This is a genomic window from Chryseobacterium sp. 2P (genome assembly GCF_059579425.1).
In genome coordinates, this window is the sequence record NZ_CM184194.1 from 3,148,202 (window position 1) to 3,172,958 (window position 24,757).

Below are 24,757 nucleotides of genomic sequence, written 5' to 3' on the forward strand. Positions count from 1 at the left end.
TGAAATATAATTCTGAATGAGATATAAAATTAAAATACAATGCATTGTCATTACATTCAGAAAAAAATCACACAGAAAACCGATTATTATTAAAAATAACACACTTACACATATTAATATAAACTACAAAAAAATTTACATTATGAAACGAACACATTTTATTTCAAAAATTCAGATTGCTGTACTTACATTAATGACCAGTTTTTCTGCACTTTGGGCAAATGCACAGGAAAAAGCATCCGATCTGAAAGTTGATGTTAACGTAAACAAAGGAGACAGCTCGGCTGACTGGATGTCTAACCCGATTGTTTGGGTTGCAGGAGCACTTATACTAATTCTTATCGTTGCCTTGGCAGCACGAGGAGGCGGAAGTAAAGCTTAATAACGTGATTTCTATTTATCATTATTGAAACAAGATAATATAAGAGGCTGTCCTAATTTTGGGGCAGCCTTAATTTTGCTGATTTAGAAATGTGTTTTTATTTTAACAAAAGATTATATTTTTTCGTACCGTTTTGTAACCTTCTTATTTTTAGTTTTGTCTTATCTATAAAAAAGACTAATGACAAAATATCTATCTTCCCTGTTTTTGTTTATTTCGGTAGTGTTTTTCGCCCAGAATCAGCTGAAAGTTATCAGTAAAACGGACAAAAAACCTGTTCATAACGCATCGGTTTACTGTGATGACGCACTTCTTGGGAAAACCGATTTTAACGGCAATTTATCTTTTAAAACAAAATGTAAAAAGGTAGAAATTCTTGCCAGCAATTTTCAGGATGTAATGGCGGATGTAAAACCTTCTATGGAAGTTTCTATGCAGCCTTTATCTGAAAAAATGGGAAATATCGATAAAATCGTTATTCAGGATAAAAGTGATCCGAGAGCGTTGAGAATTTTAGATGAAGTGAATAAAAGAGCCAAGGAAAATTCACCCAAATCATTGGACTCCTACAATTTCAAATCGTATTCCAAGTTTTCTATTGATGTAGATAAAGATTCTGTAGATACGTATAAAAACTTTTTGGCAGTACGAAAAGATTCGCTTTCAAAGGTTAATAAAAAAGACCTTAAACAGACAGAAAAAGAGAAAAAAGACTCTTTGATCGGAGAAGATCTTATTCAGGCAACCACCGAAAGCCAGCTGTTTCTTTGGGAAAAAGCAACAGAATACAAATATTCTAAAAGTTTCGGAGAAAAAACCAATATCATTGATAACAGAATGTCGGGATTCAAAAATCCGATTTACGAAGCTTTAGCCATTAATATTTCTAATCTTGACAGAACGCCAAGACAACTTAGACCCGAAAACAGAAAATTATTCAATTTTTATCTTTCCGATACTTTACAGCTTGACGGAAGAAAAACTTTTGTGATTAAATTCAAGGAAATCACCGATAAAAAGAAGCAGAATCCGAGAAAATTCAACGGGAAAATATACATCGATTCCGAAACTTATGCTTTGAAAAAATTTGAAAGCCAGAGTAAAAAGCAGAATGAAGGAGATATTGTTTCGGTTTGGAAGCCTATCGACGGAAAGTGGTTTTTAGACTATGAAAACATCAAAGTAAAAATGGGAAGCCAGAGTTTTGAGACTTCGAAAAAAGACAGTCTGAAACCCGGTGAAAAATCAAAGTACAACAAAAAGAATTTCGGAAATTACCTGTATGTGAAAAACCGTTTCTTCGGTTTTGAAATTAATAAAGAACAAAAAGCATCCGACTTCAAAGGGTATTCTCTTGAAATGAAAAACTCGGACGGAAGTCTTCTTTCCCAGTACAGAACCGATAGTCTTACGGCGAGAGAAAGTGCTACTTATACAAAAATCGACAGTTTTGTGGAAAAACATGATTTTGAAAAAAAACTGAATACATTAACGCAGCTTTTAAGAGGAAATCTGCGGTATAAATTCATCGATTTTGATCTTACGAAGTTCTTCAGCTATGATAAATACCAAGGTCTTCGTCTGGGAGCAGGAATCAAGCTGAATGAAAAATTCAACAAAACATTTTCTCCGGACGGCTATTTCGGGTACGGATTTAAAGATCATACGTGGAAATATGGTTTGGGTCTTGATGTGAAATTATCAGATAAAAGAACTTCCATTTTCAGGATCGATTATGTGGATGATGTGTTCGCAGCAGGAAGATTCAGCAATCATATGTGGGACATGATGATGAAATTTTCAGACATCAATCTGGATCTTCACAACTCAACTTTCTACAAAAACCAAAAATGGGGAGCTTCTTTCCTTTATGATATTTCGAATTCTTTAAGTGTGAAAATTGCAGTGAATAAAGAGAAGCAACAAGCTCTTTTTGATTATCAGTACAAAAATATGGGCAACAGTTTCAACAATACAAGCGCTACTTTATCCTTAAAATTCTCACCAAATGATAAAAACATCATGACACCAAGCGGAAAATTCACTTATGAAAAAGGATATCCCCAAATCTTCATGAATTATGAAAAAGGATTCGAAACTTTAGGAGGAGATCTGGATTATCACAGAGTGGATGCATTAATTATTCATCAGTTCAGATCAAAATTAGGATACACGAACGTTAAACTTTTCGGAGGATTTTCCTCAGGCAATGCACCGATCTGGAAAAACTTTGAAATCGCCGGACAAACTGATGCAGACAGAGACAACTGGACTTCAAGCATTACCACACCTTCCAATCTGGGATTTGCAACCATGCCTTCGGGAACATTTTTCACCGATAAATTTGCAGCCTTCAAAATATCACAGTCTCTTCCTTTCAGGTTTAAAACTTTCGGATCAAGATATTCCAGTATCGAACTCGAATATCAGGCGGCGATCGGAAACATGAAAAACAGACAAGATCATCAGTTTCAGTTTCAGGTGCTGGATCATTATTATCAGGAAGCCGGAGTTATCTGTAACCGTTTCTTGGGAAGAAATTTTGGGGTAGGATTTTCTTACCGTTTAGGATATTATCAGACGTCAGAATTTAAAGATAATTTTGCTGTTAAGTTCAGATTTAATCTGTTAAACTAAGCGCTAATTCAGAAATCATAACAAGAAAAATAAGAACAGAAGCTTTCGGGTTTCTGTTTTTTTATTATCTTTCCGGAAAAATAATCATGAAACATATGCTTATTGAGTGTTTCTCTACAATATTACTTTCTAGTATAAAAAAATTCAAGCCTTTGAGTCAAGATGGAGAGTTTGAGCATTTTTTCTAAAAGATATTTCCAATCAATAACCACATTAATATCAATTAACAAAACTTTTGCGGGACAATAAATATTAGTAATTTTGGCAAGGTTTTCTATGAAAAGGATTTTACTGTTTCTATGTTTTTCAATCTGTATTTTTGGTTTTTCACAATCGAAAGTTACTTCTATTGAAACTGTTATCATAGAAGATAAGAGTGATCCCAAAGCATTGGAAATCCTCAATAAAGTGAACCAGCACTTTCATGAAAACTCTCCGAAAACACTGGATTCCTATTATTATAAATCTTACGAAAAAATTTCTCTGGACATCGACGAAGATAGCATTGCACAGTACAATAAGTTCTTCGAAGAAACCGGAATGTTCAAAAAAAGGAGAGAAAAAGATTCATTAAACAACATTACCGCACGAAAAATATTCTCGAAAAGCAAACTGTTTCTCTGGGAAAGAGCTCAGGAATTTCTGTATTCTAAAAAATACGGCGAGAAGATCAATATTCTGGATAACAGAATTTCCGGTCTTAAACAGCCCATCTATGAAATGATTTCGCTTCAGCAGAGCAACAGAGACAAAATTCCGGATCAGGTGAAAAAAGAAAACCGCGGACTTTACCGGTTTTTTCTCACAGATACGATTGAAATCGACGGAAGAAAAAATTTCGTTATCCGTTTCAGGGAAGTCAATTACAAAAAGCCCGATAAAAAAAGGAAATACAACGGAGCCATTTATGTGGATACCGAAACCTACGGCGTAAAAAAAATTGAAAATTTCAGCAAAAATAAAAACGACGGCATTATTACCAGTTCGTGGATTTTCTTCAACAACAAATGGTTTCTGGCATACGAAACCGTAAAGCTGAAGATGAGCAATATGCAGATGGAAAACGAAAATTCCGAGCAAAAAATTGACAGAAAAAGCAAAAAAACTTTCGGAACTTATGCGTTTCTCACGTCGAGATATTTCGATTATCGTTCCCCTGTGGAAAATAATCAGAATGATTTTAAAGGATATACTTTTTCCGTAAAAAATATTGATGGAAAAACCTTAGACCAATACAGAACCGATCCTCTCACCGAAAGGGAAAGAAATACGTATAAAACCATTGACAGTCTTGGAAAAATTTACAACATCGATCAAAAGGCAAGGGTTTTGGGTGGTCTTTTTCTTAACGGACAGATTAAAGTGGGTGTCGTTGATTTTGCAGTGGATGAGATCGTGAATTATAATCTTTATGAAGGCTTCAGAGTTGGGTTAAAAGCAAAACTTAATGAAAATTTCAATCCGTATTTTTCTCCGGATTACATTTTTGCCTACGGTTTTAAAGATGATAAATGGAAATACAGAATCGGACTCGACATCAAAACAACACTGGAAAAAGATTCTTATTTCCGGTTGGATTATTACGATGATGTGACGGCTTCCGGCGAGTTCTACAGAAGACTCTGGAGCTTTAAAATGAGGACGGCAAACTATGGAAATAACCTCAATAACGACCGTTATTACCGTTATAAAGGAGCATCTGTTTCTTATCTGAATGATGTTACCAACGGATTAACCCTGGTTTTTGCTGCACGCAGAAATCTGGAAGAAGCAATGTTTGATTATTCTTTCCGCGGAAGAGGTCCGTCTTTTGATAATTTTAACACCTTATTTACACTAAAATACTCGCCCAATTCTACAAATATTATGACGCCACAGGGAAAATCGCTGATCGATCAGAAATATCCCGAACTGTACTTTAATTATGAACAGAGCTACAAAATTTTTGGCGGAGATTTCGATTATACTCGGTTTGATGCGCTTTTGGTTCATAATTTCAAAACAATGTTTGGAACCACAGGTTTCAGACTGTATGGCGGAATGGTTTTCGGAGAGGCTCCAATCTGGAAAAATTTCACCATGAACGGACTTGCTTCTTCAAGGAAAGATTTCAATTTTAACTTAACTTCCTTCTTAGGATTTGCTACTCTGGAAGGCGGTAAATATTACAATGACCACTTTATTGCCTATTATTTTACACACAAAATTCCTTGGTATTTTAAAAGTTTCGGGCAGAATATTTCAAGTTTCGACTTTGTTTTAAGAGGAACAACGGGAAATATGAGGCATCCTGATTACCATCAGTTCAGATTCCGTCCTTTGAATCATTTATATCAGGAAGTCGGTCTGGAATGGAATAATTTTCTTTCAACCTACTTTAATCTGGGATTATTTTACAGAGTAGGATATTACACCACTCCTAATTTTAAACAAAACTTTGCGATTCAGTTTAAATTAAAGATTCTGGATTTTTAAAAAATAAAACAGCAAAAAATAAAAGATAAATGCAGAAAATCGAAATAAAAGCAGATCAGTTTTTTGAATTACTGAAATTAAAAGATACTTCAATGTGGGAAATTTTTACCCAAATGATCGATGGCAACGAAAAGGAAATTATTTTTCTGGATAACGAAGATAAAATCCTTTTCAATTATATCCTTCCTTCCACACCGGAGAAAATGGAGGAAGACCGAAAAGAATTTTCAAAACAGTTTGCAGATAAGCTTGCGAATCTGAATTAAACTTTTAGAAACGTATTTCTTCTTATTTAAAGTTTAACCTCAACTTAAACTTCATTTTTTGTTTATTTTGTGTTAAATTTTAAAAGTTCAATCAAATCATTAAAAAATTCAAGATGAAAAATTACCTATTATCTGCAATCAGTGTGTTTGTTTTTGGGACTTTTACTGCTCAATCCTATCAAAAACCTTTGGTTTCTGCTATTAAAGAAGGCGATCTTCGCAAAGATATGTATGATCTTGCAGCCGATCAGTTTCTGGGGCGTGAAGCAGGAACTTTAGATGAGCTTAAAGTATCTATGTGGTTAGCCGACAGAGCCAAAGAAGCGGGAATGAAGCCAGCCGGAGATAACGGAACTTTCTTTCAGTTTTTCGATATGTACAGACATCAGGTAATTCCGCAGAGCAGCCTGAAAATTGGTGACAATTCTTTAAAATTATGGAAAGATTTTCTTGTTGCGGAACCCGTAAATGCAGACATTGATTCTGAAATTGTTTACGCCGGAAATGCCGAACCTGAAGATTTAACAAAATTAAATATTAAAGGGAAAATTCTCGCCGTAAATGCATCTGACAAGAATATTGAAAAGGAAATGACACTTTTCGTAAGAAGATATCCCGGTTTTGTAAGAACAAAATATTATAACAAAGCATTTGAACTGGGAGCAAAAGGAATCATCTTCATTACAGACGAAACGTCGGATAAAAGCTGGGTTGAAGTTTTACCGCAAATGACGAGAGGTTCTTACGGAGTTGAAGGTTTAAGAGAAAGTGTAACGAATAATATTCCTGTTTTATGGATTAAAAGAGAAAATTCTGACTGGGTAAAAAACAATCCTAAAATTTCGCTGCACCTCATCACAGAAACTTATAAATATCCTTCCGTAAACATCATCGGAAAAATAGACGGTACAGATCCGAAACTTAAAAGCGAATATGTCTTAATCAGCGGACATCAGGATCACGACGGAATAAGACATCCCGTAAAAAACGATACGATCTACAACGGCGCAGATGATAACGCAAGTACCTGTGTTGCGATGCTGGCAATGGCAAGAGCCTATAAAAAACAGCCTTCAAAACGCAGTATTCTCTTTGTTTTTCATGGTGCTGAAGAACGAGGTTTACTGGGTTCGAGATGGCATGCAGCGCATCCTGTTGTGCCAAAAGAAAATATTGTTGCCGTTCTTAATGGTGATATGATCGGAAGAAATGACAATAATGAAGCTGCCCTTCTGGGAGGAAATGCGCCTCACAAAAATTCTGAAGAATTGGTAAAAATGGCTGAAGATGCCAATAATGAGAGTACGAAATTCAGGTATCTGAAAGATTGGGATTCGCCGAAGCATGCAGAATATTTTTATTTCAGAAGCGATCATTTACCCTACGCAAAGGCAGGAATTCCTGCAATATTTTTCACGAGTGTTCTGCACGATCAGTATCACACACCGCAAGATGAATCGGAAAACATTAATTACAAAAAGCTGTACAAAATGACGGAATGGATGTACCGAACTTCATGGAAAGTAGCCAATGAAACCGAACGTCCGAAAGTGATTTCTAATTTTACACTGGAAAGATAAATTTAGAACTATAAAAAAGCTGTCTCAAAAGCCAAAAAACTGACTTTTGAGACAGCTTTTTTGTTTTTTAATCATGAAAATCCGAAGATTCGGATCATTTTAGCTCCTCAAAAATATATCCAGAGTTTTCTTGGCTTCCATAACATCATGAACTCTCAAAATTTTTGCGCCCTGCTGCAAAACTTTCAGATGCAATTTCTGAGTTTCTTCATTAATGTCCAAAGGAGATTTTCCTAAAGGTTTGTAAATGAAAGATTTTCTCGAAATACCGATCAGTAAGGGAAATTTTCCAAATCCTAAATATTGTACTTCGTCAGTCATTTTCACTTGATCTTCCACCGTTTTACCAAATCCGAAACCGGGATCAAGGATCAGATCTTTTACTCCTGACTTGAGCAATTCTGCCGTTTTCTCTGAAAAATATCGGTTTTCTGAAAGAATAATATCTTCAAATATTATTTTATCATGCATCGTTTCATATGTAGGATTTACATGCATCAGAATATACGGAAGCTTTGTTTTCGCCGCAGTTTCAAACATTTTATCATCATACTGACCGCCGGAAATATCGTTAATCAGATCAATGCCTTCGTTGAAACCAAACTTTACGGTTTCCGAGTAAAACGTATCCAGAGAGATCAAAGCTTCCGGAAATTCTTTTTTAATGAAAGAGATCATATTTCCGATTCTTCGGATTTCCTCTTCGGAAGTCAGAAATTCTGCATTCGGTCTTGTGGATTGTGGTCCGATGTCGATTATTTCCGCTCCTTCTTTCAACATTTTTTCGGTCTGTTCCAAAGCTGATTTCTCACTGTTAAATTTTCCACCGTCTGAAAAAGAATCCGGAGTGAGATTGAGAATTCCCATGATTTTCGGAGCCGACAAATCTACGATTCTTCCGTTGCAGTTTATTGAATGATAATTATTTGATGGTAAATATGCCATAATAAATGTAAGGTAAATAAAGATAGAGTTTAAACCGTAAGAAACTGATTTCCCCAGTTTTTCATTTCAACTAAAACACTTTTCAGGGCTTTGCCTTTCTCTGTAAGTGAATATTCAACCTTAGGAGGAACTTCTGCATAAACTTTTCGCAAAACAATCCCGTTTTCTTCAAGCTGTTTCAGTTCTTTTACAAGCATTCGGGTATTTATTCCTTCAATTTTTCTTTCCAGTTCTTTAAAGCGACTTGTTTCTTTCATGAGCGCAAAAATAATTGGCAAAGACCATTTTCCACCCAGAACTTCCGCCGTTCTTGTGATAGGACAATCTGTAAATTTAGATTTTTTTTCGTTCATAACTGCTGAATATCAATAATACATTACTTTTTGTTACTACTTCACATTTTGATAACTACTTGCAAATATAAAGTAATGGATTTAATTTTGTAACTGAAATTCTTTTAATCTTAATTATATTTAAATATTTAAAACTATTAAAATAATGAAAGCTTTAGTAATAAACGGACACGTACGATGGCCACAAATAGCCGAAGGTAAACTTAACCAGACAATTTTTGAAGAAAGTATAGCCGTATTCAGAGAAAAAGGATACGAAATTCTGGAAACAACCATAGACAAAGGATATGACGTGCCACAGGAAGTAGAAAAATGGATAAATGCAGATTTTATTTTGTTTCATTTCCCTATTAACTGGTTCGGAATGCCCGCAAAAACCAAAGCATATATAGATACTGTACTGATGAGCGGCTATGGAAAAATATACGCAGGAGACGGAAGAAATAACGGCGGGAAATATGGTACCGGCGGATTATTAAAAAGCAGGGGAATGATTGTGAATACCTGGAATGCTCCTGAAGAAACTTTCGGAACTCCGGAACAATTATTAAGTGATATATCCATGGAAGATTTTACAAAACCATTTACGGCAGCTTTGCAGTTTCTTGGTGTAGAACCGCAGCCTACCTTTGCATTTTATGATGTTTTCAAAAACCCTGATATAGAAAACGATCTAAAGAAATATAAAGAACATATAACAAAATATATTTAACATATCATGAACAGAATACAGGTAATTTTAGCCATAGACACAAACAATCTTCCAGAAAATTTTCAGCAGATCCTGAAACACGAACAGGAAGTATTAGCAGACTGGAAAGAAAAAGGAATTCTGGAACATCTGTTTTTAACACAGACCAAAGATGCAGCCGTTATCATTCTGAAAGAGGTTGATGAAGCAAATGCAAAAGAACTTATTGAAACTTTACCACTTTATCAGATAAAAAAAAGTGTGGAATACTTAAATTTAGTGAAACAGTTTTAAAATACAGTAAAAGAGTAAAAAGTAATTTTTACTCTTTTTTATTTGAATGGCTTTTATAGTCATTGAATTTATCTGCGGTAAACCAATTAATGATAATTCATAACTCAAAAAAACCTATTGATTCCTGCCTATTTTGTATATTTGAAAGATTAAGAGAATTTATGTCAGAAACATCAGTACAGTTCGGGAAAGTTATCAGTCAGTGCCGCGAATTATTCAGCAAAAAATTACAGGATTACGGTGCAGCTTGGAGGGTTTTAAGACCAAGCTCAATTACGGATCAGATCTATATTAAAGTGAACAGAATCCGTACGTTACAAATGACTGACAAAAAAATGGTAGATGAAAGTGAAGAAGATGAATTCATCGCCATTGTGAACTACTCCATTATCGGACTGATCCAGCTTGAAAAAGGTTTTTCCAACGATTTTAATGAAAATAAAGAAGAGATTTTAGAGCTTTACAATCATTATGCGACCGAAGCACAGCAATTAATGGAAAGAAAAAACCATGATTACGGAGAGGCTTGGAGAGATATGAGAATTTCCTCTATAACAGATCTTATTTATCAGAAAGTTTTGAGAACCAAGCAAATTGAAGATAACCAAGGCGTTACTCTTGTTTCCGAAGGTTTGGACGCCAATTATTTTGATATGCTGAATTATGCGGTTTTCTGCCTGATCAAATTTTCTGAAAAAGCAGCCAGTGTAAAATAAAAAAACAAATTAATTATGATAAAAGGTTTATTACGATTTCTTCTTGCGGTTATTTTCATCCTTTCAGGGTTTGTAAAAGCAGTGGATCTGGTTGGTTTCTCCTTTAAAATGGAAGAATACTTTGCCCCGAATGTTTTTAATATGCCGTTTTTTGAAAAGTTTGCACTGCCGCTTTCGATATTTGTTGTGGTTCTGGAACTTCTTCTGGGCTTTATGCTTTTGATTAAACTGAAACTTAAATTCACGCTTTCTGCATTAATTGCACTTTGTATTTTCTTTGGTTTCCTTACCTTTTATTCTGCCTATTACAATGTGGTTACCGATTGTGGATGTTTTGGAGATGCTATTAAATTTACGCCGTGGCAGAGTTTCATGAAAGATATTGTACTTCTGGTAGGATTAATTGCTGTTTTTATTCTTTACAGAAAAGATTTTAAGAAAAAAGATGCGTACAGCTACAGTGCAAAAAAAGAGACAGGAAATAAATTCAAATATATTCTTCTGGGCGTTTTTTCTGTTGCCATGATCGTGGTGGGTGCTTATGGAATTATTCATGAACCTGTTATAGATTTCCGCGATTATAAAATCGGAACCGATCTGAGAGCTGAAAAAGCTAAAATTGCTAAAAATCCGTCCCAGTATAAGACGTTTTATTCCCTAAAAAACTCTAAGACCGGAGAAGTTCTGAAAGTGAATCAGGACGATTATATCAAAAAGACAGAATATTGGGCAGAAGGATCGCCATGGAAAATTGAGGAAGGAAAGAATGAATCTGTTCTGGTAAAAGAAGGCTACAAATCTGAAATTGCAAAATTCAAGCTTGAAGATACCACAGGAACGGATCTTACTCAGCAGATTATCAATGCTCCGAAAGCCATTTTAATTTTCACGTACGATCCCCAAAATGTTTCTCCGGAAGTTATTAAACAGCTTGAAGCTAAAGTAAAAACTCAGGGTACACCTGCTGTTTACGGGGTTTCAACGCTTCCGAATACTTTCAAAACGATTAAAAACATGATGATGGATGCTACAGCCATTAAAACCATCGCAAGAAGCAATCCTTTTGTTCTGGTTCTTGAAAACGGAAAAATTGTGGATAAACAGCCTGCAAAAGATTATCTGAAATAAAAAAACACTAAAATTTAAACTATATCAATGCAAAAGTCTAACAAACCCATTGCCGGTTACCATTTATTGATGATTCTTTCTTCTGTAGACGGAGAATTTGCTCCGGAAGAAGGAATGCTTGTTCAGCAGTATCTAGCCGATGAATTTCCTTTTAAAATGAATCTTGATAATGAGCTTGAAACCATTGCCCTGCTTCAGCCGGAAGAATGGAAAGATCATTTTGAATTTCACGCACGTTGTTTCTACGACGATTCCACAGAAGAGGAAAGAACAAGTTTCATCCAGTTTGCCAAAACGCTTATTAAGGCGGATAATAAAGTAACGGATGAAGAGCATACTTTTTATACGCTTTTGAAAAATCTTTGGAATATTAATCGATAATTGAGTCATTAAAAGTTAGAAATCCTTTTCTGACTTTTAGTTTTTAACTTTAAAATAATAAGAAACTATGAGAAGAAAAATAGTTGCTGGAAACTGGAAAATGAACAAAAATGTAATTGAGGCTCAACAGCTAATGGTTCAGTTACTAAGCTATAAAAATAACAATACAACCAACTGCGAAGTATGGATCGCACCTCCATCTCTGTATCTGATGATGGCGAAAGATGTTTTTGAAAAGGATGAAATCGGCGTTTTCGCACAGGACATCAGCGAACATGAAAGCGGAGCGTACACAGGAGAAATCTCTGTGGATATGCTTGAATCGATTGATGCAACAGGTTCTTTAATCGGGCATTCTGAAAGAAGACAATATCACGGCGAAACAGACTCTCACTGCAACAGAAAAGTAAAATTAGCTTTGGATAAAGGTCTGATTCCGGTTTACTGTAACGGAGAAACTTTGGAACAGAGAAAAGCAGGACAGCATTTTGAAGTGGTAAAAAACCAGACTGAAGTAGCTCTTTTCACACTTTCAGCAGAGGAAATTAAAAAAGTAGTGATCGCTTACGAACCGGTTTGGGCAATCGGAACCGGAGAAACAGCGACGCCGGAACAGGCACAGGAAATTCATGCTCACATCAGAAGTATTATCGCTGCAAAATACGGACAGGAAGTTGCTGATGAAGTTTCTATTCTTTATGGAGGTTCTGTAAAACCAGATAACGCAAAGGAAATATTCTCTCAACCTGATATCGATGGTGGTCTGATTGGTGGAGCCGCTTTAAAACTGGAAGATTTTTCTAAGATTATTGAGGCTTTTAATTAGCAGACAATATAAGCCGTGAAAAAATTTATACTGCTGTTTCTGGGAATACTGTTATTTGATATTCTTTATGTGTTTATCTACGATCAGTTTTTCATCGGGATAAAACCTGAATTTTTGCAGTATCCGTTGTCAATCATAAAAGTTTTGGCTAGCTCACCTGCAGTATTGTTTGATCCGTTACTGCCCTTTTATGCGCCAATTCCTTTTTATAAGGTATTCCTGATACTTTTAGGAAATGTTTTCATACAGACGTTTTTAATTTACAGGATGTTCTATAAAAAGAGAAAGTATAAGGAAAGCTAAAAATAAGATCCGGCGGCATCTTCGATGCCGCCGGATTTTTTATAATCAGAGTTTGTAAAATTAAAGTTTGTGCTTTTATATTTTAGATGGTCTGTTCTTCATGTTTGCCTTCTTTTATTTCTTCTACCATCTTTGCATTAAAGGCAGGAAGATCTTTCGGAGTACGGCTTGTGACCAGACCATGATCTACCACAACTTCGCTGTCTTCCCAGTTCGCTCCCGCATTTTTAAGATCTTTGCTGATTGAATCTACCGATGTCATTTTCCTTCCTTCTACCACTTCCGCGTTAATAAGAATCTGTGGTCCGTGACAAATAGCTGCAACGGGTTTGTGCTGCTGGAAAAAGTCTCTTACGAAAGATAAAGCAGTTTCGTTGGTTCTTAACTGATCCGGATTGATTACTCCTCCCGGTAAAACCAATGCATCATAGTCTGAAGCATTAGCTTCATCCAGCATTTTATCGACATTGTATTCTTGTCCCCAGTCTTTTTCTGCCCATGCTTTAATGGTTCCGGATTCCGGACTGATGATGTGGGCTGTCCAACCTTGCTGTTCCAAATGTTCTTTTGGAGATTTCAATTCGCTTTCTTCAAATCCGTGTGTTGCTAAAATTGCAATTTTCTTTGACATAATTTTTATGATTTAAGTGTTGTACTCATCATCTTGAAAAAATGATACCGTTTTTACCCCTACATTTTATAAAATTTGTTAAAGTATTTATTTTGGATGTGAAAATTACTTTTATCGATATTGATGTGAAAATTGAAAATACGTCAACTTTCTTAGCCCGGATTGCAGCTTTTGTCTGAGCTCGTTTTAATATTTGAGGGGTTGCGGCGGCTTCGCCGCCGCAACCCCTCAAATATTAAAACAGCGAGTGCGGAAAGCCGGAAAAAGCTTCTGAAAAAATTCATAAAAGCTTCAGGTCTCAATAAAAAAACGCACCAAAATCAATTGATGCGTCTTCTTATTATTTTTACGAAATTTATTTTTTGTCTTTGGATCTCTGTAAAACTTCGTCTACCATTCCGTATCCTTTTGCTTCTTCGGAAGTCATCCAGTAATCTCTGTCTGAAGCTTTTTCTACCCAGTCATAAGTCTGTCCTGAGTGCTCGGAAATGATCTCGTAAAGCTCTTTTTTAAGCTTTAACATCTCTCTCAAGTTGATCTCCATATCAGAAGCCACACCTTGAGCACCTCCGGAAGGCTGGTGAATCATTACTCTTGAGTGCTTTAAAGCAGAACGCTTACCGCTTTCTCCGGCAACCAAAAGAACCGCTCCCATTGAAGCTGCAATACCTGTACAGATTGTTGCTACATCCGGCTTAATGATCTGCATCGTATCATAGATTCCTAAACCAGCGTAAACGCTTCCACCCGGAGAATTGATGTAAATCTGAATATCTTTTGAAGGATCTGCACTCTCTAAGAAAAGAAGCTGAGCGGTTACGATATTCGCCACCTGATCATCAATTCCTGTTCCTAAGAAAATAATTCTGTCCATCATTAAACGGGAGAAAACGTCCATTTGTGCAACGTTTAATCTTCTTTCCTCCATGATGTACGGCGTAAGACCTGTAGGACCGTACATTCCCATATACTGATCGGTTACCAAACCGTTATTTCCTAAATGTTTTACAGAGAAATCTCTGAATTCTTTTTTAATGTCCATATGTTTGCTTTGTGTATTAAATTTTTACAAGGTTGAATTTACAACTTTTATTCCTAAAATTTTATAAGACTTTTTGTCATAAAGTTTTAATAATTACGAAATCATTTGCCATTATCTGTCAGTATAAATACCTGTAATTGCAGAATAATTTAAAATTTTAGCCAGTTCTTTGGAAACCATCGTGAGCATCTGAATTTTCTTAAGCTGTTCAAAATATTTAGATTCATCGGATTCTGCATATTCTGCCAATTCTCCTTTTGCTTTTGATATCAGGAAATTGACGTATCTGAATTTATGAATCAGAATATCTCCTGCAACCTGCTCCGGAATTTTATCTCCGTAATTGGGTGAAAAAATATTTCTTGTGGTCCAGTCGTTCAGCTCACTGTAAATATTCATGGAATTAACGGCTGCTTTACTTAGTTCTTCATCCATTAATCCGAAAAAGAAATTTCCTTTTCGGAGTTCCTCTTTTTCAATTCCTTCTTTTATATAGTCTACGATTTTTTTATTCAGTTCTACCTGAAATTCATAATCATCTTCTTCAAAATGGTGGAGAATTTCTTCAATCACCGTAATATCATATTTCTGCTGATCCGGCGCAGTGCGGTGAAGAACAACATCTCCGTAATTGAGCATATGGTTGATGAGATCATTTTCAAGTTTCGTTACATTAAAAAGTACCGGATCAATATAATCTCTCGGATCACTAACCACTTCAAGCTTCGCAGGTTGTTGCGCTTCAGCTTTAATCTGTGCTTTATGCGTCTGATTTTGGGTGATTTGCTTCTGAACATCCAGCTCATTAAACAGACTCTGCTCAGAAAGTCCGAATTTTGTAGAGACCTGCTTCAGGTAAACCTCCCTTTTCAAAGCATTCTGAACAAAGGAAACCGACTTCACAATGTCTCTGATCGCCTCAGCTTTCTTAATTGGATCGTCTCCAATTTCCTTGAAAAGAATTTCGGCTTTAAAATCAATAAAATCCATCGCTTCATTTTCGATGAATTTTTCCACGTATTCCTGCGGATGTTTTCTGGCGAAAGAATCGGGATCGTCTCCGTCCGGAAACAGCATTACCCGAATATTCATTCCTTCTGTGAGAAGCATATCAATACTTCTGAAACTGGCTTTGATTCCTGCATTATCTCCGTCAAAAAGAATGGTTACATTCTCAGTTAATCTTTTGATAAGCTTAATCTGCTCCGTCGTTAAAGATGTACCGGAACTTGCCACCACATTTTCGATTCCCGACATGTGAAGCGAAATAACATCCATGTAACCTTCCACCAAAAGACAGACATTTTTACGCGAAATTGCCTGTTTGCTCTGGTTTAAACCATAAAGAACGTTGGATTTATGATAAATTTCCGTTTCCGGAGAGTTGAGATATTTGGCTGTTTTTACATTATTTTTAAGAATTCTGGCTCCGAATCCTAAAATCCTGCCCGAAAAACTGTGAATCGGAAAGATTACTCTTTCACGAAAGCGGTCGATTCCGGCGGGAGAATTTTCAGGGAAAATCGAAAGTCCCGATTTCTCAAGAATTTCTTTTGAATAGCCTTTTTCCAAAGCATATTCTGTAAAGGCGTTCTTTTTTTCAGGTGAATAGCCGAGCTGGAATTTTTTAATGATATCATCACGAAGTTCACGCTCTTTAAAATAAGAAAGACCGATTGATCTCCCCTCTTCCACTTCCCAAAGGAAATTCTGGAAAAAATCGTTGGCAACTTCATGAATTTTGTACAATAAATCTCTTTCCGACTGTGCATTTTTTGCTTCTTCGGAAAAATCTTTCTGATCTTCTTCAATTTCAATTCCGTATTTTTTTGCCGCGTGACGAAGTGCTTCAGGATAGGTAAAATTTTCGATTTCCATTAAGAAAGAGATCGCTGTCCCTCCTTTTCCGGTAGAGAAATCTTTCCATATCTGTTTACTTGCCGAAACAACGAAACTCGGTGTTTTCTCGTCATGAAAAGGACTTAATCCTTTGAAATTAGACCCTGCTCTTTTGAGCTGCACATATTCTCCAACGATTTCTTCTACCCGAATCGTGGAAAATATTTTATCTATGGTCTGTTTGGAAATCATGCTGCAAAAATATACAAAAATTATATTCTTTCTATAATAGGATTGTAAAGAAGATTTTTATTAGCCCACATAATTTATTGATTTAAAACAATTTAATTTATTTATTTTTGAATCAAACTATAACGACATTCTTTATTTATGAAATATTTCAGACGATTTTTTATTATAACTGTTACTATTTTCATTGTATTCCTTTTGTATCTAGAGTTTGGAGGAATGTTCATCTTAAAGACCAACGACAAAAGAACAATCACATTCAACATCAGAAGCAGCGAAAAAATTCCTAATAACTTTTCAAATTTTTATAATACCGTTTATCCGAATTCGTTATCCGCAAATTCATGGAGTTACATGTTTGATATATTAACTAATCCACAAGTTCCTCGAAAAGAATGCCCATGTAATCAAATGTCTTACAAGATTTTACCAACTTTAGAAATTAAGCATACAAAAAGAATAAATTATTTCATGAATCAGTTTATTGTAGCAAGATTTATTGAAAACAAATTTAGCCAGAAAGAATGTCTTCAATTTAATTTCAGCAGTTTTAATTTCTTAGAAAACAGAAAAGGTTTATCTGAAGTTTCCCAGTCTCTTTTTAAAAAGGATGTCGAAGATCTGAAACCCATGGAAATGGCTGAAATTTTAGCATTATACGAAGCTCCTCTAAGATACAACCGATCTAGAAATCCTCAAAAAGCAAAGGAAAGGACAAAACATTTTTATAATGTTTATCTCAACAATTCTAAAATAAAGAATTAAATTTTTTACCGTAATTAATTATCTTTGTTTAAAAATATGCAATTCACGATTCAACATATGGAAGACTGGCAGAATATTGCCGAAACCGTCATTTCAAAATTAGAGCATAACATTTTACTTTTAAAAGGAAATCTGGGCGCCGGAAAAACAACTTTTACCCAGTTTCTCCTTAAAAACTTGGGAAGTACAGATGAAGTAAACTCTCCTACCTATTCCATTGTTAACGAATACAGTACTCCAAAAGGAAAAGTATATCATTTCGATTTATACCGCTTAAAAAATATTGATGAAGTCTATGATATCGGAATGGAAGAATATTTAGACCATTCATTTCTCTGCATTATTGAATGGCCTGAAGTGTACGAAGAAGATCTTTACGGTCTTAAATACCACGAAATGAGCATCATTAATACCGGAGAAAACAGAGAAATTTCATTCGAGTAAATATTATGTATCTTTGCTCCTGAATTTGAATGTAAAATAACGATCTGTAAGAACCTAATTATTTAAAAGGATGAGTACTACAAACATTTTTACTCCTTTTACCGAAGAGGAACTGATGCCGAAAGAAGAAAAACTGGAGGTCATTAAAAAAGGAAAACAATTCAGCATAGGAATTCCGAAGGAAACTTCCCTGAATGAAAGAAGGGCTTGCATAACGCCCGATGCGGTGCAGGTTTTGGTAGAAAGTGGTCATGAAATTATCATAGAATCCGGAGCCGGACAAGGTTCGTTCTTTACAGATCTGCAATATTCTGAATCGGGAGCAAGAATTACAAACGATCCTAAAGAAGCTTTCGGACAGGATTTAATTTTAAAAGTGAATCCGCCAACAGAAGAGGAAATTGAGTATATGAAACCGAATACCTATCTTGTATCGGCACTTCAGATCAATTTGAGAGATAAAGATTATTTCTTAAAACTGGCAGAGAAAAAAGTAAATGCCATTGCATTCGAGTTCATTGTAGACGAATACAAGCAGTTAGCTTTAGTAAGACTGGTCGGCGAAATTGCAGGAACGGTTTCCATTCTTTATGCTTCCGAGCTTTTAGCTTTATCCAACGGCTTAATGTTGGGCGGAATTACAGGAGTAAGACCTGCAGAAGTAGTGATTTTGGGAGCAGGAATCGTTGGAGAATTTGCCACAAAAGCAGCCATCGGTTTAGGCGCAAGTGTAAGAGTTTTCGATAATTCCCTTTCAAAATTAAGACGACTTCATACTTTGGTTGACAGCAGAGTTCCGACTTCCATTATCGATCCTAAAGAGCTGAAAAAAGCTTTAAGAAGAGCCGATGTTGTAATCGGAGCCCTTCCAAGACTGAATATGACGCCCATCGTTACCGAAGATATGGTAATGAAAATGAAAAAAGGAAGTGTAATTATTGATATTACCATCGACAACGGAAAAGTAATCGAGACTTCCGAACTTACCACCATGGAAGATCCATACATCATCAAGCACGGCGTAATCCACTGCGGACTTCCGAACCTTACTTCAAGAATGCCGAGAACTACTACAAAAGCCATCTCCAATTTCTTTCTTTCCTATATTTTAAATTATGATGAAGAAGGCGGTTTCGAAAATATGCTGGTTCGCAAAAACGAAATGAAACAGAGTCTTTATATGTACAAAGGCAGACACACGAAAAAAATCATCTGCGACCGTTTCGGACTTACTTATCACGATATCAATCTTTTAATTTTCTAATGAAAAAACTGAAATTCTATGCAATCGGTCTTGTACCGGGATGTATTATTGTATTTTTTATCTTAAACAAAAAAGGTGCAAGCTGCAGCGGTTATCTTCCCAACAGCCGCGTTATTGCAGAAACCCTGTCTAAAGATTTTAAATATTCTGAAACAGCAAAAGCAGAAATGGCGACATTAAAAGTTGATGAAAAATTTCTGAAAGACAGTATCATCACCAAAGGAAAGATTGATTTCGACAGAAGCCACGCACAGAAAAAACCCTGTCCTGATTATCTTCTCACCTATCCTGAAGAGAATCCCGCTTATGAAATCACTTTCGAAAAATGCGAGGAAAGCGTAACGGTAAATTCTTTGAAGAAATTGAAATAAATTATCAGTCTGCTTTGCGAAGCATTTATGCCTTTGCTTATTTTAAATTTAGAATTATCTTTATTAAAACTTTGCGTTTAAATAAAAAATAAAGATGCTTCGACAAGCTCAGCATGACATTTCGCAAATACCGAGTGTTTGGTTTAAAATAGAAAATAAAAAGAAGTAAATAAATTTTCAATCCATGGAAGGCAATTACTACATGATTCATGATTATTGGATATTCATCGGAGTATTTGCGGTTTTCTTTTTTTTAACGGTAAGCATTTATTTATTCAGCCAAAATCAGAAATTTAAAGTAAAAAATGCCAAGCTTTCGACTGCCAATAAAATGATTCAGGAAAGACTGAATGAAGTACAGCTTGAACACATCGGAACAAAGCTGAATCCGCATTTATTTAAAAATATCCTGAATTCGGTGCAGTCTCACGCCTATCAGACGTATATGTCGCTCGATAAACTTGCGAATGTTTTAGACTATATTCTATACGAAAGCAATAACAAATTCGTAAGCCCGAAAGAAGAATTAAATTTTGCTTTAAGTTTAATTGAGATCAACAAAATTAAAGTAAATCCGCTTTTTGATTTCAGAATTAAATCGAAAATCAATAAATCGGATGAAATTTACGAAGAGAAAGTTTTTGCCCCTCTTCTTTCGGTAGATTTGATTGAAAATGCCTTTAAACACACCGATTTCCTTGCTTCAGACTCTTTTATTTCCATTCAGCTTGAACTTGAAAAAAGAATTTTCACGATGAAAGTAAGCAATAAAGCTTCTCTGAAAAATGTTCTCGAAAAAGAAAAAAGCGGCTTCGGAAGCCAGTCTCTGGATCAAAGGCTGAAAATGATCTACAATAATTTTTACACGCTTCAGAAAAGTTCAAAAAACGGTATCTTCACGGCAGAATTAACAATCAATTTAGGAGATTTCTATGATAAAATGCGTTATTCTTGATGATGAATTACTGGCAATCAGCTATTTAAAACTTCTATGCGAACAGATTGAAAATGTAGAAGTTGTAAAAGCATTCAATGATCCTAAAATTTTTCTTAACGAAATTGAAAACATCGACTGCAACGTCTGTATTTTAGACATCGAAATGCCCGGAATAAACGGATTGCAGGTTGCAGAAGCCATTTCAGGCTCAAAAAAAATCATTTTTACCACCGCTTACAAAGAATATGCAGCCGAAGCTTTCGACCTGAATGTTGTGGATTATGTAAGAAAACCCATCAAAAAAGAAAGGTTAACCCAGGCTTTCGAAAAAGCGGAAGAATTGCTCCGGAAAACCCATAAAAAAGATTTTATCGAGTGGAATACCAACATCGGCAAAACCGTAATTTTTACGGACCAGATCGCCTACATCAAAACTTCGGAAATCGACAGTCGGGATAAGGAAATCCTTCTTAAAGACGGAACCAATATTGTTCTAAAAAACCTGAATTTCAAAAACCTTCTGGAAATGCTTCCTGCAAAAGATTTTGCGCAGGTCAACAAAAAAGAAGTTATTGCTTTATCTGCCGTCAAAATATTCTCCACCAACGAAATTATTACCACTGTTTCTCTGGAAAATGACCGGTTCTTAAAACTTCAGATTGGGGAAACCTACAGGAAATCTCTTTCTGATTTATTGGGACATTAGATTTCACTGCAAAATTCTTTCTTTTCATTACATTTGATTAAAAATCATCTTTTTTTTCCGATTTTCTTAGCAATTTTGTCTAAAATTTGGAATCATGAATTGGGGAAAATACAGAAATATCATCTTTTATATTTCCACCATTATTGTTTTTTCATCACTGATGTACTTTTTCATCATTGAAGGACAGACGTTGGAAATCGGAGAAAAGATCATTACAAAAACAAACAACAGTTCCAGTTGGGACAACTTTTTAGAATCATTCAAGACCAATCTTCACCATCCTTTAGCTTTATTACTGGCGCAAATCGTTACGATTATTCTTGTTGCAAGACTTTTCGGCTGGATTTGTATGAAGATCAAGCAGCCTTCCGTGATCGGTGAAATGATCGCGGGAATTGTTCTGGGACCTTCCCTTGTAGGAATGTACTTTCCGGAATTTTCGGCATTTCTTTTCCCGAAAGAATCTTTAGGAAATCTTCAGTTTTTAAGCCAGATCGGACTTATTCTTTTCATGTACATTGTGGGAATGGAACTGGATTTAAGTGTTTTAAGAAAAAAAGCACACGATGCGGTGGTCATCAGTCATGCAAGTATCATTATCCCTTTTGCCTTGGGAATTGGTCTGTCTTATTTCATTTATAAAGAATTTGCGCCGGAAGGAATTCAGTTTACCTCATTCGCGCTATTCATCGCTATTGCTATGAGTATCACTGCGTTTCCTGTTTTGGCAAGAATCGTTCAGGAAAGAAATCTTCAGAAAACCAAACTGGGAACTGTGGTTATCACCTGTGCTGCAGCCGATGATATTACGGCATGGTGTATTTTGGCAGCCGTAATTGCTATTGTAAAAGCAGGATCGTTCGAAAGTTCACTCTATGTAATTCTGATGGCAATTGCCTATGTATTTTTCATGATTAAAATTGTAAGACCATTCCTGAAAAGAATCGGTGACTTACAGGCAGGAAAAAGCACCATCAACAAACCCATGGTTGCAATTTTCTTTTTAACCTTGATTCTTTCGGCTTATGCTACGGAAGTTATTGGGATTCATGCGCTTTTCGGAGCTTTTATGGCAGGAGCGATTATGCCGGAAAATGCAAAATTCAGAACTTTGTTTATTGATAAAGTTGAAGATGTGGCATTGGTTCTTCTTCTGCCCCTTTTCTTCGTATTTACAGGACTTCGTACCCAAATCGGTCTATTGAATGACAGTCATCTCTGGATTACGGCAGGATTCATTATTTTAACCGCAGTAATCGGAAAATTTGCAGGAAGTGCATTAACCGCTAAATTTTTAGGTATTAAATGGAAAGAAAGTTTAACGATCGGAGCTTTGATGAACACCAGAGGTCTGATGGAGCTTATTGTCCTGAATATCGGTTATGATCTGGGCGTTTTAAGTCCTCAGATATTTGCCATGATGGTAATTATGGCGCTGTTTACAACTTTCATGACGGGACCGGCACTGGATTTCATCAATTTTATTTTTAAATCTAAAAAAGATGAAGATGAATCTCCGGAAAATGATGCAAAATACAGAGTTTTATTGTCTTTCGACCATCCTGAATCCGGAAGCACCCTGCTGAAACTGGCTCATGATTTTACCAATAAAATGAACGGCAACAAAAGCATAACCGCAATGAATATTGCTCCTGTGAATGAAATGCACGCTTACGACATTAATGAATACGAAAATGAGCAGTTTAAAAATGTAATAGAAACGTCCAATGATCTGAATCTTGAAGTTACAACGCTTTTCAAAGCGTCCAATGATATTGAAAACGATCTTACGCACATTACCAACAAAGGAAATTATGACCTTCTTCTCATCATGCTCGGAAAATCGATGTATGAAGGAAGTTTACTGGGAAGATTGCTTGGTTTCACGACAAAGATTATTAATCCTGAAAAACTTTTAAACACAGTTAAAGGAAAAGGAAATATTTTCAACAACTCGCCTTTTGACGATTTTACGTTACAGATTCTGGATAAAACCCATATTCCTGTTGGGATTCTGGTTGAAAAAGAATTCACTTCCGCAGACAAAGTTTTTGTCCCGATTTTTAATTTAAGTGATTTTTATCTGCTTGAATATGCCAAAAGACTCATCAATAACAACAATTCCCAGATTATTATCCTAGATGTTGCAGGACAGATCCGGAATAATATTGAAGTGAAGGAACTCATCCGAAGCATCGAACAGGTTGCGCCCAATCACATTACGCTATACAATGAGAAAAAAATTGAGAAAGAATTTCTGAATTCGCAGGATTTAATGCTCATCAGCAGCAAAAGCTGGAAAAACCTCATCGATACAAAAAGCATATGGTTATCGGATATTCCGTCAACATTGATTATCAGCAATCCTTAATGATTTGAATAATGAATTTTGCTACGCAAGCAATGGCTAATTCTTAAATTCACAATGAAATAAATTGACAGCAAAGCGAATTGGCAACGAAGTTAATTGACCTGTAAAAAATTTGACTCGCGAAGCAAAATTCACAATTCACTTTTTAATCCTGATTAAAAAAAATTATTTACCTTTGTCTCGTGATTACAAACAACGGAACATATTATTACGGAATTTTTAACTCAGATCTGGGATAAGGATTTCATATAGATAAAACAAAACCTCGTCCTTGGGCGGGGTTTTTTATTTTAAAATTTAAACGATGAAAATAAGTATTATTGGTGTAGGATTAATCGGGGGCTCAATAGCTTTAAAATTAAAACAAAAGGGAATTGCCGATTTCGTCTACGGTATTGATAACAGCAATGAGCATCTGAATGAAGCATTAGAACTCAAAATAATCGACGCAAAAGTAGATCTGGAGTACGGAATTAAAAACTCTGATCTGGTGATTCTTGCCATTCCTGTGGATGCCGCGAGAAAATTACTGCCGAATGTTTTAGACCTGATTTCGGAAAATCAGACGGTAATGGATGCAGGATCTACCAAAGCGGGAATTGTAAATGCGGTAAAAAACCATCCGAAAAGATCGAGATTTGTGGCTTTCCATCCGATGTGGGGAACGGAAAATAACGGCCCGAAATCGGCAGTTTCAGAAAGTTTTTCCGGAAAAGCCGGGGTTATCTGCGATAAAGAAGAATCTGCGAAAGATGCTTTAGAATTGGTTGAAAAAATTGTCGAAAGTCTTGATATGCATCTGATTTATATGAATGCAGAAGATCATGATGTTCACACCGCTTACATTTCGCATATTTCCCACATCACCTCTTACGCTTTGGCAAATACGGTTTTAGAAAAAGAGAAAGAAGAAGAAACTATTTTTCAACTGGCAAGTTCCGGTTTTTCCAGCACCGTTCGTCTGGCAAAGTCTCATCCTGAAATGTGGGTTCCGATTTTCAGACAAAATAAAGAAAATGTTCTGGATGTTCTTAATGAGCATATTGCTCAGCTAAGAAAGTTTAAAGCCGCTTTGGAAAAAGAGAATTTCGAATATCTGGAAGAACTGATTTCCAACGCGAATAAAATAAGAGGAATCTTAGATAAATAGATAAAAAATAG

General features: G+C 35.6%; 25 protein-coding genes. 20 read left to right on the plus strand and 5 right to left on the minus strand.

Annotated elements, in window-relative coordinates; genetic code table 11:
• Positions 1 to 142: 142 nt before the first annotated feature.
• The 5 genes from AC52CF_RS14225 (at position 143) to AC52CF_RS14245 (ending at position 7,340) form a co-directional block, all read left to right on the plus strand.
• Positions 143 to 382 (plus strand): hypothetical protein, encoded by a 240-nt coding sequence (locus AC52CF_RS14225; RefSeq protein WP_214589104.1) that lies wholly within the window; start codon positions 143 to 145, stop codon positions 380 to 382.
• A 180-nt stretch (positions 383 to 562) separates the two neighbouring features.
• Positions 563 to 3,019: a DUF5686 family protein gene (locus AC52CF_RS14230; protein WP_496517299.1), complete on the plus strand. Its 2,457-nt coding sequence runs from the start codon at positions 563 to 565 to the stop codon at positions 3,017 to 3,019.
• A gap of 276 nt (positions 3,020 to 3,295) precedes the next feature.
• Positions 3,296 to 5,494, plus strand: a complete 2,199-nt coding sequence (locus AC52CF_RS14235) for a hypothetical protein (RefSeq protein WP_375181689.1) — start codon at positions 3,296 to 3,298, stop codon at positions 5,492 to 5,494.
• Positions 5,495 to 5,523: 29 nt separating this feature from the next.
• Positions 5,524 to 5,760: a hypothetical protein gene (locus AC52CF_RS14240; RefSeq protein WP_076392418.1), complete on the plus strand. Its 237-nt coding sequence runs from the start codon at positions 5,524 to 5,526 to the stop codon at positions 5,758 to 5,760.
• A 113-nt stretch (positions 5,761 to 5,873) separates the two neighbouring features.
• On the plus strand, positions 5,874 to 7,340 hold the full coding sequence (locus tag AC52CF_RS14245; RefSeq protein WP_375181690.1) for a M20/M25/M40 family metallo-hydrolase: 1,467 nt from the start codon (positions 5,874 to 5,876) through the stop codon (positions 7,338 to 7,340).
• 99 nt (positions 7,341 to 7,439) lie between these two features.
• On the opposite strand, the gene folP is transcribed toward AC52CF_RS14245, so the two are convergent.
• Positions 7,440 to 8,285 carry a dihydropteroate synthase gene (gene folP, locus AC52CF_RS14250; RefSeq protein ID WP_290266545.1) on the minus strand — a complete coding sequence of 282 codons (846 nt, stop codon included), beginning with the start codon at positions 8,283 to 8,285 and terminating at the stop codon, positions 7,440 to 7,442.
• Positions 8,286 to 8,314: 29 nt separating this feature from the next.
• Complete coding sequence (locus AC52CF_RS14255; protein WP_214589100.1) at positions 8,315 to 8,638, minus strand: winged helix-turn-helix transcriptional regulator; 324 nt, start codon at positions 8,636 to 8,638, stop codon at positions 8,315 to 8,317.
• Between the two features lie 145 nt (positions 8,639 to 8,783).
• Here AC52CF_RS14255 and AC52CF_RS14260 point away from each other — a divergent pair, with 145 nt between their 5' ends.
• The 7 genes from AC52CF_RS14260 (at position 8,784) to AC52CF_RS14290 (ending at position 12,977) form a co-directional block, all read left to right on the plus strand.
• On the plus strand, positions 8,784 to 9,350 hold the full coding sequence (locus AC52CF_RS14260) for an NAD(P)H-dependent oxidoreductase (RefSeq protein WP_214589099.1): 567 nt from the start codon (positions 8,784 to 8,786) through the stop codon (positions 9,348 to 9,350).
• Between the two features lie 6 nt (positions 9,351 to 9,356).
• On the plus strand, positions 9,357 to 9,623 hold the full coding sequence (locus AC52CF_RS14265) for a hypothetical protein (protein WP_214589098.1): 267 nt from the start codon (positions 9,357 to 9,359) through the stop codon (positions 9,621 to 9,623).
• A gap of 161 nt (positions 9,624 to 9,784) precedes the next feature.
• Positions 9,785 to 10,339 carry a DUF1599 domain-containing protein gene (locus AC52CF_RS14270; protein WP_076392414.1) on the plus strand — a complete coding sequence of 185 codons (555 nt, stop codon included), beginning with the start codon at positions 9,785 to 9,787 and terminating at the stop codon, positions 10,337 to 10,339.
• A 15-nt stretch (positions 10,340 to 10,354) separates the two neighbouring features.
• A complete protein-coding gene (locus AC52CF_RS14275) occupies positions 10,355 to 11,467 on the plus strand; it encodes a BT_3928 family protein (RefSeq protein ID WP_496517300.1) in 1,113 nt (370 codons plus the stop codon).
• A gap of 27 nt (positions 11,468 to 11,494) precedes the next feature.
• Positions 11,495 to 11,848 (plus strand): TerB family tellurite resistance protein, encoded by a 354-nt coding sequence (locus AC52CF_RS14280; RefSeq protein WP_076392410.1) that lies wholly within the window; start codon positions 11,495 to 11,497, stop codon positions 11,846 to 11,848.
• A 67-nt stretch (positions 11,849 to 11,915) separates the two neighbouring features.
• Positions 11,916 to 12,674 (plus strand): triose-phosphate isomerase, encoded by a 759-nt coding sequence (gene tpiA, locus AC52CF_RS14285; protein WP_343662917.1) that lies wholly within the window; start codon positions 11,916 to 11,918, stop codon positions 12,672 to 12,674.
• 15 nt (positions 12,675 to 12,689) lie between these two features.
• Positions 12,690 to 12,977 carry a hypothetical protein gene (locus tag AC52CF_RS14290; protein ID WP_496517301.1) on the plus strand — a complete coding sequence of 96 codons (288 nt, stop codon included), beginning with the start codon at positions 12,690 to 12,692 and terminating at the stop codon, positions 12,975 to 12,977.
• An 82-nt stretch (positions 12,978 to 13,059) separates the two neighbouring features.
• On the opposite strand, the gene AC52CF_RS14295 is transcribed toward AC52CF_RS14290, so the two are convergent.
• The 3 genes from AC52CF_RS14295 to dnaG all read right to left on the minus strand — a co-directional run bounded on the left by AC52CF_RS14295 (position 13,060) and on the right by dnaG (position 16,741).
• Positions 13,060 to 13,608: a type 1 glutamine amidotransferase domain-containing protein gene (locus AC52CF_RS14295; RefSeq protein ID WP_496517302.1), complete on the minus strand. Its 549-nt coding sequence runs from the start codon at positions 13,606 to 13,608 to the stop codon at positions 13,060 to 13,062.
• Between the two features lie 355 nt (positions 13,609 to 13,963).
• Complete coding sequence (clpP, locus tag AC52CF_RS14300; RefSeq protein ID WP_214589093.1) at positions 13,964 to 14,650, minus strand: ATP-dependent Clp endopeptidase proteolytic subunit ClpP; 687 nt, start codon at positions 14,648 to 14,650, stop codon at positions 13,964 to 13,966.
• 111 nt (positions 14,651 to 14,761) lie between these two features.
• The gene (gene dnaG / locus AC52CF_RS14305; protein ID WP_496517303.1) at positions 14,762 to 16,741 is read right to left on the minus strand and encodes a DNA primase; all 1,980 of its coding nucleotides are present in this window, start codon (positions 16,739 to 16,741) and stop codon (positions 14,762 to 14,764) included.
• Positions 16,742 to 17,209: 468 nt separating this feature from the next.
• Between dnaG and AC52CF_RS14310 the strand changes: the two genes are divergently transcribed.
• From AC52CF_RS14310 to AC52CF_RS14345, 8 genes are all read left to right on the plus strand, one after another.
• Positions 17,210 to 17,503 (plus strand): transglycosylase domain-containing protein, encoded by a 294-nt coding sequence (locus AC52CF_RS14310; protein ID WP_496517304.1) that lies wholly within the window; start codon positions 17,210 to 17,212, stop codon positions 17,501 to 17,503.
• 36 nt (positions 17,504 to 17,539) lie between these two features.
• Positions 17,540 to 17,947, plus strand: a complete 408-nt coding sequence (gene tsaE / locus AC52CF_RS14315; protein WP_214589090.1) for a tRNA (adenosine(37)-N6)-threonylcarbamoyltransferase complex ATPase subunit type 1 TsaE — start codon at positions 17,540 to 17,542, stop codon at positions 17,945 to 17,947.
• Between the two features lie 70 nt (positions 17,948 to 18,017).
• Positions 18,018 to 19,211 (plus strand): alanine dehydrogenase, encoded by a 1,194-nt coding sequence (locus tag AC52CF_RS14320; protein WP_116096467.1) that lies wholly within the window; start codon positions 18,018 to 18,020, stop codon positions 19,209 to 19,211.
• Complete coding sequence (locus tag AC52CF_RS14325) at positions 19,211 to 19,582, plus strand: hypothetical protein (RefSeq protein WP_214589088.1); 372 nt, start codon at positions 19,211 to 19,213, stop codon at positions 19,580 to 19,582. Before AC52CF_RS14320 ends, AC52CF_RS14325 begins: the two co-directional genes overlap by 1 nt.
• A 184-nt stretch (positions 19,583 to 19,766) precedes the next feature.
• A complete protein-coding gene (locus AC52CF_RS14330) occupies positions 19,767 to 20,537 on the plus strand; it encodes a histidine kinase (RefSeq protein ID WP_084196407.1) in 771 nt (256 codons plus the stop codon).
• Positions 20,515 to 21,225, plus strand: coding sequence for a LytR/AlgR family response regulator transcription factor (locus tag AC52CF_RS14335; RefSeq protein ID WP_214589087.1), 711 nt, complete (start codon positions 20,515 to 20,517; stop codon positions 21,223 to 21,225). The genes AC52CF_RS14330 and AC52CF_RS14335 overlap by 23 nt, the downstream gene beginning before the upstream one ends.
• A gap of 94 nt (positions 21,226 to 21,319) precedes the next feature.
• On the plus strand, positions 21,320 to 23,596 hold the full coding sequence (locus AC52CF_RS14340; protein ID WP_214589086.1) for a cation:proton antiporter: 2,277 nt from the start codon (positions 21,320 to 21,322) through the stop codon (positions 23,594 to 23,596).
• A gap of 304 nt (positions 23,597 to 23,900) precedes the next feature.
• Complete coding sequence (locus AC52CF_RS14345) at positions 23,901 to 24,746, plus strand: prephenate dehydrogenase (protein WP_214589085.1); 846 nt, start codon at positions 23,901 to 23,903, stop codon at positions 24,744 to 24,746.
• The last annotated feature ends 11 nt before the right edge of the window (positions 24,747 to 24,757 follow it).

What these genes read in the sequence shown, in the direction of transcription:
- AC52CF_RS14345 (WP_214589085.1), top strand. Translation starts at nt 23,901, where the DNA reads ATGAAAATAAGTATTATTGGTGTAGGATTAATCGGGGGCTCAATAGCT.
- AC52CF_RS14240 (WP_076392418.1), top strand. Translation starts at nt 5,524, where the DNA reads ATGCAGAAAATCGAAATAAAAGCAGATCAGTTTTTTGAATTACTGAAA.
- AC52CF_RS14325 (WP_214589088.1), top strand. Translation starts at nt 19,211, where the DNA reads ATGAAAAAACTGAAATTCTATGCAATCGGTCTTGTACCGGGATGTATT.
- AC52CF_RS14270 (WP_076392414.1), top strand. Translation starts at nt 9,785, where the DNA reads ATGTCAGAAACATCAGTACAGTTCGGGAAAGTTATCAGTCAGTGCCGC.
- AC52CF_RS14330 (WP_084196407.1), top strand. Translation starts at nt 19,767, where the DNA reads ATGGAAGGCAATTACTACATGATTCATGATTATTGGATATTCATCGGA.
- AC52CF_RS14245 (WP_375181690.1), top strand. Translation starts at nt 5,874, where the DNA reads ATGAAAAATTACCTATTATCTGCAATCAGTGTGTTTGTTTTTGGGACT.
- AC52CF_RS14260 (WP_214589099.1), top strand. Translation starts at nt 8,784, where the DNA reads ATGAAAGCTTTAGTAATAAACGGACACGTACGATGGCCACAAATAGCC.
- AC52CF_RS14275 (WP_496517300.1), top strand. Translation starts at nt 10,355, where the DNA reads ATGATAAAAGGTTTATTACGATTTCTTCTTGCGGTTATTTTCATCCTT.
- AC52CF_RS14235 (WP_375181689.1), top strand. Translation starts at nt 3,296, where the DNA reads ATGAAAAGGATTTTACTGTTTCTATGTTTTTCAATCTGTATTTTTGGT.
- AC52CF_RS14335 (WP_214589087.1), top strand. Translation starts at nt 20,515, where the DNA reads ATGATAAAATGCGTTATTCTTGATGATGAATTACTGGCAATCAGCTAT.
- folP (WP_290266545.1), bottom strand. Translation starts at nt 8,285, where the DNA reads ATGGCATATTTACCATCAAATAATTATCATTCAATAAACTGCAACGGA.
- tpiA (WP_343662917.1), top strand. Translation starts at nt 11,916, where the DNA reads ATGAGAAGAAAAATAGTTGCTGGAAACTGGAAAATGAACAAAAATGTA.
- AC52CF_RS14225 (WP_214589104.1), top strand. Translation starts at nt 143, where the DNA reads ATGAAACGAACACATTTTATTTCAAAAATTCAGATTGCTGTACTTACA.
- dnaG (WP_496517303.1), bottom strand. Translation starts at nt 16,741, where the DNA reads ATGATTTCCAAACAGACCATAGATAAAATATTTTCCACGATTCGGGTA.
- AC52CF_RS14230 (WP_496517299.1), top strand. Translation starts at nt 563, where the DNA reads ATGACAAAATATCTATCTTCCCTGTTTTTGTTTATTTCGGTAGTGTTT.
- AC52CF_RS14295 (WP_496517302.1), bottom strand. Translation starts at nt 13,608, where the DNA reads ATGTCAAAGAAAATTGCAATTTTAGCAACACACGGATTTGAAGAAAGC.
- clpP (WP_214589093.1), bottom strand. Translation starts at nt 14,650, where the DNA reads ATGGACATTAAAAAAGAATTCAGAGATTTCTCTGTAAAACATTTAGGA.
- AC52CF_RS14310 (WP_496517304.1), top strand. Translation starts at nt 17,210, where the DNA reads ATGAATCAGTTTATTGTAGCAAGATTTATTGAAAACAAATTTAGCCAG.
- AC52CF_RS14320 (WP_116096467.1), top strand. Translation starts at nt 18,018, where the DNA reads ATGAGTACTACAAACATTTTTACTCCTTTTACCGAAGAGGAACTGATG.
- AC52CF_RS14340 (WP_214589086.1), top strand. Translation starts at nt 21,320, where the DNA reads ATGAATTGGGGAAAATACAGAAATATCATCTTTTATATTTCCACCATT.
- tsaE (WP_214589090.1), top strand. Translation starts at nt 17,540, where the DNA reads ATGCAATTCACGATTCAACATATGGAAGACTGGCAGAATATTGCCGAA.
- AC52CF_RS14255 (WP_214589100.1), bottom strand. Translation starts at nt 8,638, where the DNA reads ATGAACGAAAAAAAATCTAAATTTACAGATTGTCCTATCACAAGAACG.
- AC52CF_RS14265 (WP_214589098.1), top strand. Translation starts at nt 9,357, where the DNA reads ATGAACAGAATACAGGTAATTTTAGCCATAGACACAAACAATCTTCCA.
- AC52CF_RS14280 (WP_076392410.1), top strand. Translation starts at nt 11,495, where the DNA reads ATGCAAAAGTCTAACAAACCCATTGCCGGTTACCATTTATTGATGATT.